The organism is Thalassolituus sp. UBA3500, from assembly GCF_002377545.1.
Lineage (GTDB): Bacteria > Pseudomonadota > Gammaproteobacteria > Pseudomonadales > Oceanobacteraceae > Thalassolituus.
The window spans coordinates 149,783-166,638 of record NZ_DFQB01000060.1; the positions used below are offsets into that span (position 1 = coordinate 149,783).

14 protein-coding genes and 1 riboswitch are annotated in these 16,856 nt (G+C 52.3%); of the genes, 7 read left to right on the forward strand and 7 right to left on the reverse strand.

Features of this window, described 5'->3' with window-relative positions; all coding sequences use genetic code 11:
- Together B2R29_RS16185 and B2R29_RS16190 are read right to left on the reverse strand one after the other, a co-directional pair.
- The coding region (locus B2R29_RS16185; RefSeq protein WP_301182010.1) for a putative Ig domain-containing protein at positions 1-2,115 on the reverse strand (2,115 nt) is incomplete at its 3' end.
- Positions 2,116-2,128: 13 nt separating this feature from the next.
- Positions 2,129-2,704 carry a hypothetical protein gene (locus tag B2R29_RS16190; protein ID WP_301182011.1) on the reverse strand — a complete coding sequence of 192 codons (576 nt, stop codon included), beginning with the start codon at positions 2,702-2,704 and terminating at the stop codon, positions 2,129-2,131.
- Between the two features lie 249 nt (positions 2,705-2,953).
- Here B2R29_RS16190 and B2R29_RS16195 point away from each other — a divergent pair, with 249 nt between their 5' ends.
- On the forward strand, positions 2,954-4,012 hold the full coding sequence (locus B2R29_RS16195) for an LPP20 family lipoprotein (RefSeq protein ID WP_301182012.1): 1,059 nt from the start codon (positions 2,954-2,956) through the stop codon (positions 4,010-4,012).
- A 4-nt stretch (positions 4,013-4,016) separates the two neighbouring features.
- On the opposite strand, the gene B2R29_RS16200 is transcribed toward B2R29_RS16195, so the two are convergent.
- The gene (locus B2R29_RS16200) at positions 4,017-5,132 is read right to left on the reverse strand and encodes a fatty acid desaturase (RefSeq protein ID WP_301182013.1); all 1,116 of its coding nucleotides are present in this window, start codon (positions 5,130-5,132) and stop codon (positions 4,017-4,019) included.
- Between the two features lie 105 nt (positions 5,133-5,237).
- Positions 5,238-7,952 carry a CHASE domain-containing protein gene (locus B2R29_RS16205; protein ID WP_301182014.1) on the reverse strand — a complete coding sequence of 905 codons (2,715 nt, stop codon included), beginning with the start codon at positions 7,950-7,952 and terminating at the stop codon, positions 5,238-5,240.
- Between the two features lie 310 nt (positions 7,953-8,262).
- Here B2R29_RS16205 and B2R29_RS16210 point away from each other — a divergent pair, with 310 nt between their 5' ends.
- Positions 8,263-9,231 (forward strand): hypothetical protein, encoded by a 969-nt coding sequence (locus B2R29_RS16210; protein WP_301182015.1) that lies wholly within the window; start codon positions 8,263-8,265, stop codon positions 9,229-9,231.
- Positions 9,232-9,283: 52 nt separating this feature from the next.
- Here B2R29_RS16210 and htpX read toward each other — a convergent pair whose 3' ends face one another.
- Positions 9,284-10,177 carry a protease HtpX gene (gene htpX, locus B2R29_RS16215; RefSeq protein WP_300428517.1) on the reverse strand — a complete coding sequence of 298 codons (894 nt, stop codon included), beginning with the start codon at positions 10,175-10,177 and terminating at the stop codon, positions 9,284-9,286.
- A gap of 125 nt (positions 10,178-10,302) precedes the next feature.
- A riboswitch (TPP riboswitch) is annotated at positions 10,303-10,410 on the forward strand.
- A 95-nt stretch (positions 10,411-10,505) separates the two neighbouring features.
- Between htpX and B2R29_RS16220 the strand changes: the two genes are divergently transcribed.
- The 5 genes from B2R29_RS16220 (at position 10,506) to B2R29_RS16240 (ending at position 15,137) form a co-directional block, all read left to right on the forward strand.
- Complete coding sequence (locus tag B2R29_RS16220) at positions 10,506-12,668, forward strand: TonB-dependent receptor (protein ID WP_300428516.1); 2,163 nt, start codon at positions 10,506-10,508, stop codon at positions 12,666-12,668.
- Between the two features lie 94 nt (positions 12,669-12,762).
- Complete coding sequence (locus B2R29_RS16225; protein ID WP_300428515.1) at positions 12,763-13,029, forward strand: hypothetical protein; 267 nt, start codon at positions 12,763-12,765, stop codon at positions 13,027-13,029.
- A gap of 233 nt (positions 13,030-13,262) precedes the next feature.
- Positions 13,263-13,889 (forward strand): nicotinamide riboside transporter PnuC, encoded by a 627-nt coding sequence (pnuC, locus tag B2R29_RS16230; RefSeq protein WP_300428513.1) that lies wholly within the window; start codon positions 13,263-13,265, stop codon positions 13,887-13,889.
- A gap of 11 nt (positions 13,890-13,900) precedes the next feature.
- Positions 13,901-14,656 (forward strand): choline/ethanolamine kinase family protein, encoded by a 756-nt coding sequence (locus tag B2R29_RS16235; protein ID WP_301182016.1) that lies wholly within the window; start codon positions 13,901-13,903, stop codon positions 14,654-14,656.
- 148 nt (positions 14,657-14,804) lie between these two features.
- On the forward strand, positions 14,805-15,137 hold the full coding sequence (locus tag B2R29_RS16240; protein ID WP_301182017.1) for a DnaJ domain-containing protein: 333 nt from the start codon (positions 14,805-14,807) through the stop codon (positions 15,135-15,137).
- Positions 15,138-15,208: 71 nt separating this feature from the next.
- Here the strand turns inward: B2R29_RS16240 and B2R29_RS16245 are convergent, their stop codons facing one another.
- Complete coding sequence (locus tag B2R29_RS16245) at positions 15,209-16,045, reverse strand: SDR family oxidoreductase (protein WP_301182018.1); 837 nt, start codon at positions 16,043-16,045, stop codon at positions 15,209-15,211.
- Positions 16,045-16,791, reverse strand: a complete 747-nt coding sequence (locus B2R29_RS16250) for an SDR family NAD(P)-dependent oxidoreductase (RefSeq protein ID WP_301182019.1) — start codon at positions 16,789-16,791, stop codon at positions 16,045-16,047. The genes B2R29_RS16245 and B2R29_RS16250 overlap by 1 nt, the downstream gene beginning before the upstream one ends.
- Positions 16,792-16,856 lie beyond the last annotated feature (65 nt).

Consider the following 16,856-nt stretch of genomic DNA (forward strand, 5'->3'; position numbering starts at 1 on the left):
CGCCATAGAGATTGCTGTGACTTCCGCATCCAGTACTGTGATTGTCAGCGTCTGCTCCACCACGTTAAAGCCATCGGTGACTTCGATAATCGCATCGAACACGCGTCCGGTTTCGTTTTCCGGCGTGCCTGACAGCCTGCCTGCGGTCGACAGAATCAACCATACAGGCAGGTCCTGATCCGCTTTAAAGCCGAAGGTCAGGGAGTCGTTGTTGCTGTCGGTCGCTGTGATGGTGATGCTGGAGTTTTCCCCTTCGAGGAAGGTGAACGCCGCGCCCGAGGTGAACACAGGCACCGAATTCACGTTCGCGACCATGGCCGCAATCTCAGCCGGAGAGTCCAGATCTTCAGGGCTCAGACTCTCGATGGCCGCCTGATAGGCGCTGTTGTTCTCAGGCACGGCATCCGTCACGCCGTTGACAGCGTTCAGTTCAACGCTGGTGATGATGTTCACGCTTCCTGCTGCGGATGAAATGGCGTTGACCTCAGCATCAATCACGGTCACTTCAATCGTCTGTTCAACCACAGTAAAGGTATCGCTGACCTGCACAATGACATTGAATACCCGGCCGCTTTCGTTCACAGGCGTTCCGGTCAAAGCGCTGCCCGAGATGGTCAGCCACACAGGCAGTTCCTGACCGGCTTTGATGCCGAAGATCAGGGCGTCATTGGCTACATCTGTCGCCGCCAGCGGGAAGTTAAATGCTTCGTTTTCGAGAACACTTAAGGTATCTGCAGAGATAAACACAGGCACGCTGTTCACACTGGCCACCAGAGCCGCGATTTCTTCAGGGGTATCCAGCTCTTCGCCTGTGCGTGCCTGAATCGCCGCCTGATATTTCGCATTGTTGGCTTCGATCGCGCCGCTGACACCATCAACTGCATTCAGCTCGACATACGTGATGCCATTCGGCAGACCTGCCGCCATAGAGATTGCTGTGACTTCGGCGTCCAGCACCGTAATGGTCAGCGTCTGCTCAACGACGTTATAGCCATCAGTGACTTCGATCACTGCGTCGAACACGCGTCCGGTTTCGTTCACTGGCGTGCCAGACAGTGCACCGGCTGCTGACAGGTTCAGCCATACGGGCAGATCCTGACCGGCTTTAAAGCCGAAGGTCAGATCGTCACCGTTGCTGTCGGTAGCTGTGAGAGTATTGTCAGAGTTTTCACCCTCAAGGAGGGTAAATGCCGCGCCCGAGGTGAACACAGGCACAGAATAACGAGATTCAAGTACAGACACTTGAGCTTCCAGCGTATCCAGCTGGTCATTCACCATCTTGATAGCTTTAACCTGAGCTTCGAAAGGTAACTTACGAAGCTGACCACGTGTCACCAGGTCGAGCTCGTTAATGCCCTCGGCAAGGTTGGCGATCCGACGTTGCGACTCGGAGTTACCTACCGATACGGCTTCGGCAACCCGGGCGCTGTCATTACCGAGGATAATAACGCTGGGAACTTCACGAATATCCGGATCTTCGTTATCCGAAAAGTCACGCTCCGCCTTGACCCCGAAGACCAAAGATTTTTTCGTAACGGCGATAGGATTGGCCTCTCCAACGTTAAGGCACCTCTCTGTACCGTCTGCGTCATAAGACACACGATCAAACATAGTTGTCTTCGCTGGCTGTCCAGCAGGTATAGGCTCATCAAGAGGAGTTACGTTTGGGATGTAGAACTCTCCTGAAATTACGGTAGCAGTACATTCATAGTCAGGTGCACTGCCATCACTCAGGACAAGACCTTCCGTGAAGCCACCCTGCCCTACAACAAACTCGATATCGCCGCCGTTTATGGTCTCATTCGCCTCTAGCTTCCAGTTATTACCTCCAGAAAAATTGCCATAATAACCCGCCCCTGGATTCGCAAAACTATACAATTCTGCACTCGCAGTTCCATCAACCAGACTGAGTCGGACATTATTCTCTCTCAGGATGACAAGGAAGTCCGGCCGGCCCGGAGATGGCTGAGCAAAGGGAATATCGGGAAAGCAGTCCATGCCACTGCACAGACCGCCCTGAACGATGAATGTGTCCGGCTTAATGACATCTGCAATTACCAGCGCAGACGGTACTGCGCTCGCAACCAGCAGAAGTATCTTTTTAGAAATATGCATAGTTATCTTCCGGTCACGGCTCCAGTGCAGATACACGTGCGGAAAGTGCGCTCAGGCGGGCGTTCAACTCACTAAGGGCCGCATCAAGTTCGGCGGCCTCTGCTTCAACATCCAGATTGCTGACCACATCCTGAGCTGTACGTAAGTTAACTGCATCAGTATCAGACTCTGCATCCGCTACAAAAGTGACACGGCGCTGAGCAGACTCGCTACCAACAGATATGGCATCTTCTACCACGACAGACATGGTACCAAGGGCGACATCCCCCTCTGGCGAGATTTCAAGTACACGACGACTGTGCGTCGTATCCTCAATAAAGAAGCTCGCAGCACTACCTGCTACTTCGTCTGATACACCAATCTGCCAGTCATTGCGCGGGAAGGCACCTGAGTTACTGGTATCCTTGAAATAGATCTGAGGAGAGTCGCCTTTGACCTTCAAGGTTTCAAATGAAAACTGTTCACCATCCTGACAGTCCACACCGATACAGGCTCTTTGTGTAACGACAAGATTTTCATTAATCACCTCATCAGCTACTGCACCGCCCGCCGCGCTTAAAAGCAGCGCACTTACGAAATACTTTTTCATCAGGATGTCCCTTTGGTTAGCCAATTGTCGTCGCAAGACATTAAATTGGGCGAACAATTGCCTAATAAGTAACCACTGTCAAGTAATGTCTAATCTGCGTAACCGATTGTCACTGATGTTAGCTTTTTGCTCATGTGGGATATTGCGCTGGGTTTCACGGTCAGATAAGTCACACACTCTCTTTGTATCGGGGTACACTCTGCAGAACCCGATCGAACTGCTGCTTCAAGGACTCCACTCGGACTGTTAATGATGACCAGACACCTCACCACTTCATTACTCCCTCTCACCCTCGCGATCAGCCTTTTGAGCGGCTGTAGCTCGCTTTACGAAAAAGGCGATTCCGACGTTATTCCGGATAACGTTAAGCAAGTGGAAAGCCTGCCCAGCTGGGTAACCAACCAACCCACAGATAAAACAAAGGCGTATGGCGTCGGCTCTATGGAAGTGTATGGCAGCCCTGATCAGGCATTAAAACGTGCCACAGATTTTGCCCGTGCGGATCTGGTCAGTCGCCTGAAAGTGACTATTTCTGCAACCAATTCCAGTCGCATCAATGAGTACACAACCGATGGCGAAACCCGCCTTCAGAAAAATATTTCCCAGACCATCAGCAGCACCATACCGACTGTGACACTGGACGAAGTCGTCATCCGTGATACCTACGTCGACGACAACTACGCCTATGCGCTGGCCGAGCTGGATCGTACCGCTGCGGCAAGTCGTATCAAAGGGCAGCTACAGGAAGTAGAGACCGAACTAGAAATGATGAAGTCTGCTCAGGTGACTGGCACCGGTAAGCTCGAGCGCTTGCAGCAGCAGTTACCTGCGCTAGCTCTCTTTGCTCAACATGACCAACTGGCAGAGCAATACGCGTTTGTCGCCACCAGCAGAACCCGACCACAGGCCCCGCAGGCTTTGCGTGATTATCGTGATGACATTCTCGCTGCCGTAAAAGAACTGGATGTTCGTCTGGTGCTGCTCGATGACGGCGCGCGTATCATGCGCGGTGGTTTGTTTGAGACTCTGACAAACCAGGGGCTTCGCCTTGGCGAGAGCGACACCCCTGACCTGAGTTTTGAAGTCAGCGCCAACCTCGACAGTCAGCAGCAGGATGGAAATTACTACGTTTTCGCCAACGCGCGGGTCAACCTCAGAGACAGCAGTGGTAAGGTTTTAAGTTCTTTTTCGGATAAGGCACGGGGGGTCTCTGGCATTCAGCAGAACGCCCTGAATAAGGCGTCAGAAAAGTTGGCTGAGCAGCTGTCAGAAGAACTGGCAGCCACTCTTACTCAGCGCCTGCGCTGATTGATCAGGCGGCTTGCGCTGCCTCAGTGACAGCCGCTGCCGCGTTACGAGCTTCGAATTGCTCGGGCGTCATCAGCGTCGCGTTGTTCTCGTCCCAGATAATGTAGCGCATTGAATGTGGTACATCCTTAAGGGTCAGACGGGTAACACTCTCGAATAATGCACTATTCTGCTCATGACACTCACGCAAACGGTAATTTGGAATGCGTGCTGACAGGTGGTGGATGTGGTGGTAACCGATGTCTGCGGTAAACCAATGCAGAATACGAGGCAGCTTAAGGTAGCTGGTGCCCGCCAGCGCAGCCTGGTAATAGTCCCAGCCCTCGGTCGGTGACGCATAAGAATTCTCAAAATTATGCTGAACCGTGAACAGAATAATTCCTGACGCACCTGCTAATGACAAAGCCACGATAAACACCGCGGCAAACTCGGCAAAGCCAAAGGTCATTGAAGCCAGTGTCCAGATCGATAACAGAGCCAGATTGTTAGCCGTCATGTGGCGAAACTCCTTCCAGTCCGCCCAGTAACGCGTGCTGTACTCAGAAGCTTTTTTGCCCTTCAGGATATGCGCAACCAACCCAAGCGTACCCTTGAACCAGGTAAAACGTGGGTTGAATACAAAATACAGAAAACCCGCGAGCGGCCCCATGAACAACTTGCGTTGACGAGCATAACTGCGCTTCTGCTTCGGCGTCAGCTCAGAATATTCCTCTGTCGACAGAACCGTAAGCGGACCACGGTACTTCTCCCAGTTACCATTGGTCGAGTGATGATAGTCATGATGTCTTGACCATACGTACTGAGGAACACCGCACACGACGCCAAAAATAAAACCTGCGATTTTATTGGCTCGCGGCGATTCATACAGACAGTTGTGACCGCAGTCGTGCAACATGACAAATGCACGCAGCAAGAACAGAGTCAGAAGTAACACGATACCTGAGGCAAGCAGCATTGAGACATCAAGGGCAGCAATACCGGCGTAAGTCAGAGCGATAACAGGAAGAAGCGTGGACAACGTCTGTGTCAGTGCAATACGGTTATTACGGACTGCGTAGCGCTTAATCAGGTCGTTTTTTATTTTTCTGAGCACCTGTGCTCCGGTATCGGTCTGCGTCATACCGCCCCCTGAAAATTATTACAAAACGGAGACAGTCTAGCAGAACAATACGTTTCTGCAGCGGAACAATGTAAGCAAGATCAACTTAGCTTCAGGGTGGCTCGTTTAGGTACATTTGCTGACCGCCGCCTGTACGCAGCGGATCAGCTTTTCCGGGTCGATGGGCTTGGCGATATGGTCGTTCATTCCCGCCGCCAGGCACGCCATCTTATCGTCATCCATGGCGTTAGCAGTCATGCCAATGATGGGGATCTCAGGCATTAACTTGCGAATCTCCCGGGTCGCGGTATACCCATCCATAACAGGCATCTGCACATCCATCAAAATAAAGTCGACCGCCGGCTTAGCCGCCATTCTATCTACCGCTTCTTTCCCGTTTTCTGCGATCAGTGTGCTCACACCATGTTTACTGAGGAACTCCTGAACAATCATCTGGTTTACTTTGATGTCCTCGACGATCAGAGCGCATTTACCCTGAAGTTGTCCCCAGCCTTCATGACCTGCCCTATCATCACTAGCTGCATCCCCAATCGGTAAATGCATATACGCCAGAAATTCACTGCCTTCGTTCTCAGTACTGTTCACCAGAATATCGCCTTTCATCATGATGGCGATCCTGCGGGATATACTCAGACCGAGGCCGGAGCCTCCGTAGCGGCGGCTGATCGAAGCATCCGCTTGTCCGAAAGCAGCGAAGATGTGATCCATTTTATCAGCGGGAATACCGACACCACTGTCGGTCACGCGAACCTCCAATTTCTCATCATCTGCGCAATAGCTGATGTTCAGATCTATGTAACCTTCACGCGTAAACTTAAACGCATTACTCAGGAGGTTGAGGATAATCTGCTCGATTCTCAATTCGTCACCGATAAGTATTTCAGGTACATCGTTCGCCAGTTTAATCCTGAAGTCCAACGCACTTTCGTCAGCGATATGATCAAACAGGGCCTCCATCTTCCGAACAATGCGGCGCATACGCACACTGGATTGCTCGAGTTCCATATTGCCGGATTCTATCTTTGCGTAGTTCAGCGTCTGATTAATCAGGCCGAGCAGGGTGACCGAAGCGAGATCCGCTTTCTGCAGGTAACTCTCCTGTACGGGCGTCAGTTCTGTATCAAGAACCAGCTTAAGGAATCCGTTGATCGCATTCAGCGGTGTACGTAACTCATGACTCATGTTGGCAAGAAACGCGGATTTGGCGTCGCTCGCCGCATTCGCTCGCGATACAGCGTCACTTAGTTCGGCCGTTCGCAATTCAACCTGCCGCCGAACCGTTTCAATCTGCCCCGTCGTTGTCAGAACAAACACCAGAAATAAAGTCGCAATCACAAACCCGCCGGTCAGGATGACATAACTGGTCCAGTCATTACGTCCATATATGTAGTTCTCTGCAGGAAATATCTGTAAGTGATACTTACGTGTGCCGAAATAGGCGTCGTAGCTGTGCATTGGTAGGTTGGAATGCGCCTGCTCAGCGGATTCATAAATGGGCTGACGCCCGCCGTCCGTCACATCATATAGGTTAAAGTACAAACCGGCCTGACGAGACTGAAAGATGCTTTCTCCGAGAATCCCGCTCACTTTCAGAACGCCGCTTGCGTACCCTACAAGTTCTTCATCGTCATCAAGATCAAATACGGGCATATAGAGAAGAATGGCCTGCTTTTCTCCTGTCTCTTGTGCCAGAACAATCGGGGCCGTCGCGACAGGCACATGCTCTATTGCAGCTTTATCGAGCGCGGCTTTACGCTCAGCATTAGCTCCAAGGTTCAGGCCAAATGCCCTGCGATTTGGCTCAAATGGGTAGATATATAAGACCGGGTAATATCGATCCTGATTACTGGCCTCGACCAGGCGACCGCCCTCTGCAAACTCGGTGAATGTGAAGCCCTCGAAGCCACGATCTCGATAAAAAGCTTCCCAACGCGCACGCCCCGCATTATCAACGATCTCCGTCCAGCCAACGCCGAAGAAGGCGTCATCACGAGACATCACACGTTCCGAGAACCGCGCAAACTCCTCGGGCGTCACGAAATCACTTGCACTGAATAATGCCGCGTAAGCGATCAGTTTGTTCTCTGAAATAGTTAACCGAGCATCAACGAGTTGTGACAGCTCATCAGCTGAGGCCTTGAGATCACTGACGATCCGCTCCCGGTTAAAACCAACGGACTTATAGAAAAGTCCGAACACGGCAGCAAGAATCAACAGTATTGGCACCATCACCTTAATTTTACGATCACGACTGTAGATATGTTCAGGCGCAGCCAACACCATAATTACAGGCGTCACCAAGAGCGCCCCTATCGCGTCGCCGGCCCACCAGGTGATCCAGTTAAACGCCAGCCGTTCAGTGACGATAAACTCATTAACGTACAGCGTAATATTGCCGATCGTTGTGCTGACCACACAGCCAAGCGCGACGACGACGAAACAGAACCGAACCAGGTGAGACAGTTCATCCCAACGGCTGCGGCCTGGCAGATAAGTGCGGTAAAGCCAAGCCCCGAACAGCCCCTGCAGCGTTGCACCAGCCCCCATGGCGATACCAGAGATAAGGGCAGTTGCAGACAACTCATTCAGTGCCGACGTGGTGGTGTACAGGTTGGCCCAAACGGCGCCTGCCATAACACCGGTGAAAGCAACAGTTCTGCTGAAAAGAAGAAAAGAGGCCAGGGCTACACCTGCGGCTGGCCAAACAGCGGCGGCATAATCTGGAGGGATTGCGAGCGCTGAACCCAGTCGGGCGAAAACAAAATAGGCCAACGCAGCAATGAGAAATCTGACGAAGTACATACCACCGTCCAGGAACATAACTTTTCAAGTATAGACAGAGATTTGAGGTTGGCCTTCTCTCGATCAGAAGCCAATGGAGCTAGCCCGTTAACAGATGGGTGGATGAATGCCATATATAAACTAGTCTCTGAAGAGCCCAGTCGACCTACCCCTGACGTCATCACTCGCGCGAATGGCGCAGCTGGATAAGGCATTTCAGGTCAAACCTGCAAGTCGCGACTTGGTACGCAACTTGTCTCGAAGTGACGTCTGTCGTCTCATACCACTGACTGAAGATATCCGTTATAGTTGGTGGCTCGGCGACAATAACAATAATAGGAAGCCCCCGATGGCAGAAAAAGACTACATTGCCATGTGGTACCACGCGCGTAAGCCGTATGGCATCAACGACACTATCTACTGGGGTTGGTACGACCCAGACACCAACAGCATTGACTGGCAAACCTGGCAGCACGCAGATGCTGATGGTATGGCAGGCTTCGCAAATATTCTCCGCCCGATGGGCTACCCCTGCTCCCCGCTTCCTGTCTGTAATGAAACCAAGGTTCCGGGCTGGCGCGAAATCATTAAAGCGAAAAAAGAGTTCCCAACCGAGGAAGGCGAGAAAGTCGTAAACTGGAAGAAAACCTACGAATACTCCAAAAATGACGTGTTCACGCCTGAAGTCGCCTGCCTGACTGAGGACGAAACAACCCGCCTGAACCAATGGTGTAAGGAGCACAAAGTGGCTCCGGGCAGCCTGGTCTACTCAAGTCTGAGCAATATCATCGCTGAACGTATGGTAAAAGGCGACAAGCCCTTTTACTGGTTTTATCCTATGAACGTGCGCGGTGCCACAGGCATTAAGACAGAAAGCTTTAACCAGGTGTCCGGTGTCTACATGCTGACAGATCCGGTATCCACTCCCGAAAGCTGGCAGTCACAGATGCGTCAGCGCTTTAAAGCCAAGCAGCACTGGGCCAACTGGAAGCTTGCTAATATCGGTAAGTACGTGGGTTACGCGGGTGTAAAACTCATTTATCGACTCACCAGTGGCAAACAGTTCTACATGGGCAATTGCTCCAACATGGGCTCTTGGCCATTCCCCGGACAGGACAACCCACCCAAACAAAACAACCTCCGTCTGATTGCAGTGGCCCCTGGCACAGCCAACTACCCGATTTCCGCAACAATGACGGAGTGGTACGGCCAGCTGACACTGACCTTAAAGATGCACCCTCACATCTGTCCTGACCAACAAACGGTCCGCGATATTTCTGATGCATGGCGCGATGCGCTACTGACGAAAATACAATAAGAAAAGCCCGCGACTGCGGGCTTTTTGCTGTCAAAGGGCGGCGACTAACGCCTTATTGGCTATTGCCGTAGCGTTGTTGCAGCGCCTGGATCCGCACATCCAGTGGTGGGTGCGTCGCAAACAGGGCTGAAAACTTACCCTCTCCTCGGATGCCGAAAGCGACCAACTCACCCTGCAGTTCACTGGGTTGCTCATACGTTTCTTTTAAGCGCATCAGCGCGGACGCCATGGCCGCAGGGCTCACCAGTTCGGCACCCGCCTGATCGGCACGGAACTCACGACGACGGCTGAACCAGGCAACGATGGTAGAGGCCAGAATGCCGAGGATAATCTCAGACACAATGGTCGCCACGAAAAAGCCAATGCCCGGTCCATTTTCATTCTTAAAGATCGCCTTATCGACGAAGTTACCGATGATGCGCGCGAAGAACATAACAAAGGCGTTCACCACGCCCTGAATCAGCGCCAGCGTGACCATATCGCCGTTCGCTACGTGGCCAATCTCGTGGCCCAGAACGGCTTTCACTTCATCTTTGCTCATTCGTTGCAGCAGGCCCGTAGAGACCGCCACCAGCGCATCATTTTTATTCCAACCCGTGGCAAACGCGTTCGGCGCATCCGACTGGAAAATACCAACTTCCGGCATACCGATTCCGGCTTTATCCGCCAGTTCTTTCACTGTACTGACCAGCCACTGCTCGCCAGAATTGTGCGGCTGATCAATGACCTGAACCCGCATACCGCGTTTCGCCATCCACTTTGAGATGAAAAGCGATACGAAAGAGCCCGCCATACCGAACACCAGACAGAAAATCAGCAGCGACTGCAGATTCAGGTCGGTGCCGTTCTGCTGAAAGTAACTGTCTACGCCCAGCAGGCTCAACGTGATACTGGCAACCGCGATAACCGCAAGGTTGGTCGCCAGAAAGAGGAATATACGAAGCATCTTTATGCTCTCCGCTAATCAAGTAAGGGTCTGACAGAGGTTATGAGGGTTTTACGCCCGCATATCAATAGATAGTGAGTGTAAAAAAAGGTGATGACAGTGGTATTGACGCTTAGTTACCATGCGCCATACCCAGGGGGAGGTTGCCACAAGCAGCCTGAGATTAGCTTCGAGCTTAAACCCCGGAACCTGATCCGGTTAGTACCGGCGTAGGAATGGGAAGGCAGCCTTCACCAGCTGCGTGACATTTCAGACACTGTTTATTCAGTCCGCTACGCGACAGCCGGGTCTTTGTTTACCAGCATTTGTAAGGTTTACAGGAAGACCCATGACACCAAAAACTCTACGCTCGCCACTGGCACTCGCCATTCTCGCAGCGGCGACGCTGGCCAACGCCGACGTCGAACTTACCCCCGTGACCGTCGAAGCCGATTTTCGTCAGACCGATGTTCAGCAGATTCCGGAAGCCGTGACCGTTGTCGGCAGCGACGACATCAACGCCCGCAGCGCCGAACATCTGGAGCAGGTGCTGAGCTTCGCGCCGAACGTGAATTATTCATCGGGTGCGTCTCGTGGACGCTTCTTTCAGATTCGCGGTATCGGCGAGCGAAGCCAGTTTATCGACCCGGTGAATCCGTCCGTGGGTCTGGTGATCGACGGTATCGATATGACCGGCCTTGGCGGCGCTGCCACACTGTTCGACGTGAAGCAGGTGGAAGTTCTCCGCGGCCCACAGGGCACACGCTTCGGTGCGAATGCGCTGGCTGGCATGATCAACATCCGCTCCAACGATCCGACCAAAGAAACCGAGGGGTATCTGTCGGCCCGCGCTGGCAACTACGACAGCTACGGCTTAGGCGGTGCGGTATCTGGCAGCATCAGTGACTCTGTTCAGGGGCGTATTGCCATCAACGGTTACCAGTCAGATGGTTACACAGACAACATCTGGCTCAACCGTGATGACGTTGAACAGATCGATGAAATAGTGGCTCGCGGAAAGCTGGCGTTTCAAGTCAGCGAAGATACGGATCTTGGGTTAACTTACCTCTACGCCGATATCGACAACGGCTACGATGCCTTCAGCCTCGACAACACCCGTGAGACCTACTCTGATGAACCGGGCACTGACGCACAGGATACCCATGCGTTCGCTCTGAGCTCAGACACCCAACTGAGTGATGCGCTGATTCTCCAGACAGAATTCACCGGCAGCTGGTCAGACATTGAATACAGCTACGACGAAGACTGGGCTTATGGCGAGTACATCTGGCTCGACGATGACCCTGTTTACCAGCCTGATCCGTGCGATACCACGCAAGGGCCATGTCTTGCTGACTTCGACGGTTACAGCTCGTTTGATCAGTACCTGCGTGATTACGATCGTCAGTCTGCGGATGTCCGCCTGATGTCTGGCACCGATGGCCGCATCTTCGGGAACACCACCGACTGGGTTGCTGGCATCTACGCTATGCAGCGCAATGAAGATCTGACCCGTAACTACACCTACCTTGAGTCACCGTTTGAAAGCGAACTGGAGACCACCTCCACTGCGGCGTATGGCGAACTGAGTACTCAGTTGTCGGAATCGCTCCGTCTGATCACTGGTTTACGTGTTGAAAACTGGACCAATGACTACCGCGACAGCGACGGTATTGAAGGCAGCACAGATGAAACACTGCTGGGTGGCAAGGTAACTCTCGAAGCCCTCGTGTCGTTTGATCATCTGGCGTACGTCTCGCTGGCGCGAGGATATAAAGCAGGCGGCATCAACACCGATCCGGATATCTCTGAAGCCAATCGCGAATTTGATACCGAATTCAACAACGCGTTGGAACTGGGCCTGAAATCGTCGCTGCTCGACAACGATCTGAAAACCCGTATTGCCGCGTTTTATATTCAGCGCAAAGACCAGCAGGTGAAAAGCTCATACGCCGTGCTGGATACCAATGGTCAGCCTGAGTCGTTTCAGGATTATTTGGCAAACGCAGCCGAAGGGCGCAACTACGGCATTGAGCTGGAGTCGGACTGGAACCTGACTGCACGCCTGAGCTGGTTGCTGAGTTACGGTTACCTGATCACCGAATTCGTTGATTACACCTACCAGACCATCGTCGACGATGTAACACAGGAAATATCAAAAGACGGTCGCCAGCAGGCACATGCACCTCAGTACAGCGTTTCCAGTGCGCTGACCTACGCGTTGACGGATGCGCTGTCATTCCGTGTAGGCGGAGAAGCTAAAGACGCCTTCTATTTTTCCGACAGCCATGACGAACGTTCTGAAGCTTACGTGCTCTGGAATGCCCGTATCGCTTACAGTCAGCCTGCCTATGAAGTGGCGCTCTATGGCCGTAACCTGACCGATCGTGATACACAGGTGAGAGGATTTGGTGGTTTTGGTAATGACCCACGTAAAGGTTATGCAGAAGAGCCTTATTACCAATACGGCGAGCCGCTGACGTACGGCGTCGAAGGCAAGTTCTACTTCTGACAGTGACAAAGCGGTGGGCAATGCCCACCCTACTTGCATGTAAGGTGCGCACCGCGCACCTTTAACGACGTCTACATTTCATCCGGAGACCACCATGGAAATATCTGTAGAAATAAGCAAATACCCTCTGGCTGACGACTATCTCCCGGCGATAAAAAGCTTTATTGATCGCCTGAACACCATCGACGGTCTGACCGTAGTTACCAATACCATGAGCACTCAGGTATTCGGTGATCATGATCTGGTGATGAATACGCTGCGTGATGAAATGAAGCTGAGCTGGGAAACCTACGGCAAAGCGATTTTTGTCTGTAAATTTATCGGTGTGAATCTTGATCCAGCACTGAAGCCGCACGGTTAATCCGGTACGTAATACCCATACTGCGCTGCAGAATATGATTCGGACGGTGGGAAGTTACCGAAATCAGATGATCAGCGGGCATCTGTGCCATGGCAGGAGCTGTTCCATACAGCTCTCTGCATTTCCGCCATCCCTGGCGGTCAGACGCACAGCTGAGCATACATGGATGTACTTGCTGCGTCCCGATGATCACTTATTGCGGTAACGACATAACATGGAATTAAGGAGCCTCTATGCTCGACACCATACTTTCAGGCGCGATTGAATACGCGCAGACCATGAGTCACTGGGAGACCACCGCAGTGCTTCTCGGCATTGCGTATCTCGTACTGGCCATGCGTCAGAGCCAGTGGTGTTGGTACGCGGCTTTCGGTAGCACAGCGATTTTCAGCTGGCTGTTTTTCGACGTATCGCTGGTGATGGAATCCGCGCTCAACGTGTATTACCTCGCCATGGCGGTGTATGGCTGGCTGGCGTGGCGAAATGGTTCTCCAGAGTCACCTGACCTACCCATTCAACGTTGGAGCCTTCAGCAACACGGCATGGCTATAGGTGGCGTCGTACTTATCAGTCTCATGAGTGGCTGGCTGCTGACCAACAATACCACTGCCGCCCTGCCTTATCTCGATTCGTTCACCACCTGGGGCGCAGTACTGACCACCTGGATGATCACCCGCAAAGTGTTGGAGAACTGGCTCTACTGGGTCGTGATCGATGCGGCTGCGATCTACCTCTATATCGACCGCGGGCTTTACCTGACGGCGGTGCTGATGGCCTTTTATGTGGTGCTGGCCGTGGGCGGTTACCTGCTCTGGCGCAAAGACTATCAGACGCAACAAGCGTCTCCGCAGGCTGCTTGAAGAGTGTAAATGTGATTTCTGAGGAGATTCTGGCTGAGTGGCATAAGTGGGGTGTGACCTCACGCCCTGAAAAAATTCAGCGCATCCCAGGCGGATTAACGAACCAGAACTTCCTTCTTTGCAGTGACGGTGTCGAACTACTCCTGCGCCTGAACAACAAAGCGACATCCCTGGGTATCTACCGCGAGGAAGAGCTAACGATCCACCAGCAGATGGCCAAGGCTGGACTCGCCCCCAAACTCAGATACCAATCGGCTGAACTTAACTACTGGGTACGTGATTTTATTCCCGGTGAGTCCCTCAATGCTGCACCATCGATAGATGAACTCAGGGCAATTGCGCAGATTCTGGCTTCCGTGCACTCGCAGCACCCCACCATCAACCTCCACACTCTCGATGTTCAGGCCGCATGCTCCCAGTATCTCGCCCAATGCGATGGCAATTCAGAGGCTGTCATCCGACTTAAAAGTGAGCTTGCGAAGCTGGCTCCCTTGCCTGCCGAAGAGGCCTGTTTATGCCATCTTGACCCATTGCCCGCAAACTGGCTGCGCGACATAGCAGGCAAACTCTGGCTACTGGATTGGGAATACGCTGCCATTGCCCACCCCGCTCTCGACTACGCGGCCCTGCAGCTCCAATTACCCGAGAATATGCAGGCTTCGTTTGAATCTTTCATACCTGAAAATTTCCGTGAAGTGATGCCAGACGCCCGCGCTCAGGTTCAACTGCTTGATCGCTCATGGCGCCTGGCTCATGCGTCCGAATAAGCCCCTCTTTGTAACACTTTGTTACATCACAAGCATGACTTAACAGTCATTCATGCCTAGCGCGGCCTAAGTTGGTTGGATTACGCCATATACAGTGAAACATTAGCCTCTGATAATTGAACGCTCGTTGCTTCAGTGAAGTCAGCCAATGAACATGAGTACCAAGCGATGCTATCAATTGCTGGGCCTGCCAGACGGCAGCTCACGTACTGCTGCTCGTGAAGCCTACCAACGCCTGGCGCTCGCCTATCATCCCGACCGTAATCCCGGTGCCGGTGAAGTTTTCAGTCAGATATCAGAGGCTTATCAGGTACTGAACAGCTACTTTGATAGCTTGGAGCAGGACATTCCTGAAGATATTTCAGGACTGCCAGGAATATGCCGAGAAAGAAGAGGAAGGCGAGGTCACCCGACCGACCGGCGCTTTGAAATTATTCTGGAAGGGAGCTACCTGGGCACCAGCGTCCGCCAACGAATCTGACCTGGTCTCAGCCAGCGCTTTGAGGGAGAGGCACTTCTCACCGAAGTACCTTTTCTCTTCGCTATTGATTGTCAGTTGTTACCGTAAACAATTTTATATTTTAGCTTGTCGAACCACTGCGTACTGAGAAGTACCCGCATCCACCATTGAATTTTAGCGCTGGGGCCGACCAAATAGCGTGGCTTAGGTTTTTTTGCTGCCAAGGCTTCAAGCACCGTATCAACAACCATTTCAGGTTTCACGGCCTTATCGACGCTCTTGCGCACGGCTTCTTCCGAGCGTTTTGAGTCGGCTTCATAAAACTTACGGATTTCATCAGGTTGGCGCGCTAATTTTTCATGCACCGCCGAAAATGTCTTTTCCCACAACGGGGTAGCCACTGCTCCCGGATTAATCAGAACCGTTTCAACACCAAAACGGCGCAGCTCAACTCTGAGCACATCGCTCAAACCCTCAATTGCATACTTAGACGCTACGTACGCACCGGCAAAAGGCCAAGCAACTAAACCGGATGTCGAACTGACATTAATAATCCGCCCTTTGGTCTCACGTAGGAATGGCAACAGGCTGCGGATCATACGTGCTGTGCCGATCAGGTTGGTTTCCATTTGCCACTGGAGATCGTCATCACTCTGTATTTCCAGAGGGCCAATCACTGCGACACCGGCGTTATTAATCAGGGCATCAACGTTAATATTTTCATTCCGCAGCAGCTCTACTAACGCACTAACCTGTTCGGGATTACAGACATCCAGTGCAACAGGTCGTATGTTGGCATGCGCATTCCCCAGACGATTCAGGTCTTCCTGCTTTCGGGCACCTGCGAAGACGGTATATCCCTGACCCGCCAATTGCTCAGCCAGAGAAAAGCCAATACCCGTAGAAGCACCTGTGATGACAATCGCCATTATTTTTCACTCCACTTAAACTGACTGCGGAAAAAAGGTCGCGGCATTACCTGCAACGCACGGGAAACCATACGAATCTGCCAAGGGAAAACATAACGCATTTTCCTGCGCTTAATTGCCCGGGCAATTTTTCTGGCCGCCCGTTCAGAGTCCATTAGAAATGGCATTTTTTCGAGATCGGGATGCGTTGCCCGCGCCAACGGCGTATCGATGTAACCCGGCATAATCGCCGAAACAGAGATGTTCTGATCGGCGTAACGGAGTGACAGGCTTTCACACAGCATGTTCACCGCCGCCTTAGAGGCACAATAGGCTGGCGTCTGTCCAAAACCGTTCAGGCCTGCGGCACTGGAAAGAATTGCGATTGAGCCAAACCCTTGTTCCTGCATCATCGGCAGCGCACCTTCAACAGAATTGAGTGCACCGCGCAGATTCACATCCAGAATAAGATTAGAGCGATCAAAATCCAGCGGACGCCCCTGAACTGGCGATCCATCATTCACGCCTGCCGCAGCAATAAGAATATCGAGCGAGCCCTGAGCAAAACCTCCAATAACCTGAATGCAGGATTCTCGCGAGGTCACATCAAGTGAGTAGAATTCAATAAGTTCGGGCTGATCAGGAAAGGCGCGGATAAAGTCATCGTGACTGCCGCCACATACTCCGACCCGATGGCCGTATTTCAGATAGTATCTGGCCAGAGCAGCACCGATACCCCCAGTTCCCCCGGTGATGAAGACGTTCATATCATTCCCTGTTTGTCTTTTTTTAGAAGCGGCGCGATTTTATAACTGGCCTGAATAGCGGGCAA

Coding starts and splice junctions, on each gene's coding strand:
- B2R29_RS16195 (WP_301182012.1), top strand. CDS start 2,954: ATGATGACCAGACACCTCACCACTTCATTACTCCCTCTCACCCTCGCG.
- B2R29_RS16210 (WP_301182015.1), top strand. CDS start 8,263: ATGGCAGAAAAAGACTACATTGCCATGTGGTACCACGCGCGTAAGCCG.
- pnuC (WP_300428513.1), top strand. CDS start 13,263: ATGCTCGACACCATACTTTCAGGCGCGATTGAATACGCGCAGACCATG.
- B2R29_RS16205 (WP_301182014.1), bottom strand. CDS start 7,952: ATGTTCCTGGACGGTGGTATGTACTTCGTCAGATTTCTCATTGCTGCG.
- B2R29_RS16250 (WP_301182019.1), bottom strand. CDS start 16,791: ATGAACGTCTTCATCACCGGGGGAACTGGGGGTATCGGTGCTGCTCTG.
- B2R29_RS16190 (WP_301182011.1), bottom strand. CDS start 2,704: ATGAAAAAGTATTTCGTAAGTGCGCTGCTTTTAAGCGCGGCGGGCGGT.
- B2R29_RS16240 (WP_301182017.1), top strand. CDS start 14,805: ATGAACATGAGTACCAAGCGATGCTATCAATTGCTGGGCCTGCCAGAC.
- B2R29_RS16245 (WP_301182018.1), bottom strand. CDS start 16,045: ATGGCGATTGTCATCACAGGTGCTTCTACGGGTATTGGCTTTTCTCTG.
- B2R29_RS16220 (WP_300428516.1), top strand. CDS start 10,506: ATGACACCAAAAACTCTACGCTCGCCACTGGCACTCGCCATTCTCGCA.
- htpX (WP_300428517.1), bottom strand. CDS start 10,177: ATGCTTCGTATATTCCTCTTTCTGGCGACCAACCTTGCGGTTATCGCG.
- B2R29_RS16200 (WP_301182013.1), bottom strand. CDS start 5,132: ATGACGCAGACCGATACCGGAGCACAGGTGCTCAGAAAAATAAAAAAC.
- B2R29_RS16225 (WP_300428515.1), top strand. CDS start 12,763: ATGGAAATATCTGTAGAAATAAGCAAATACCCTCTGGCTGACGACTAT.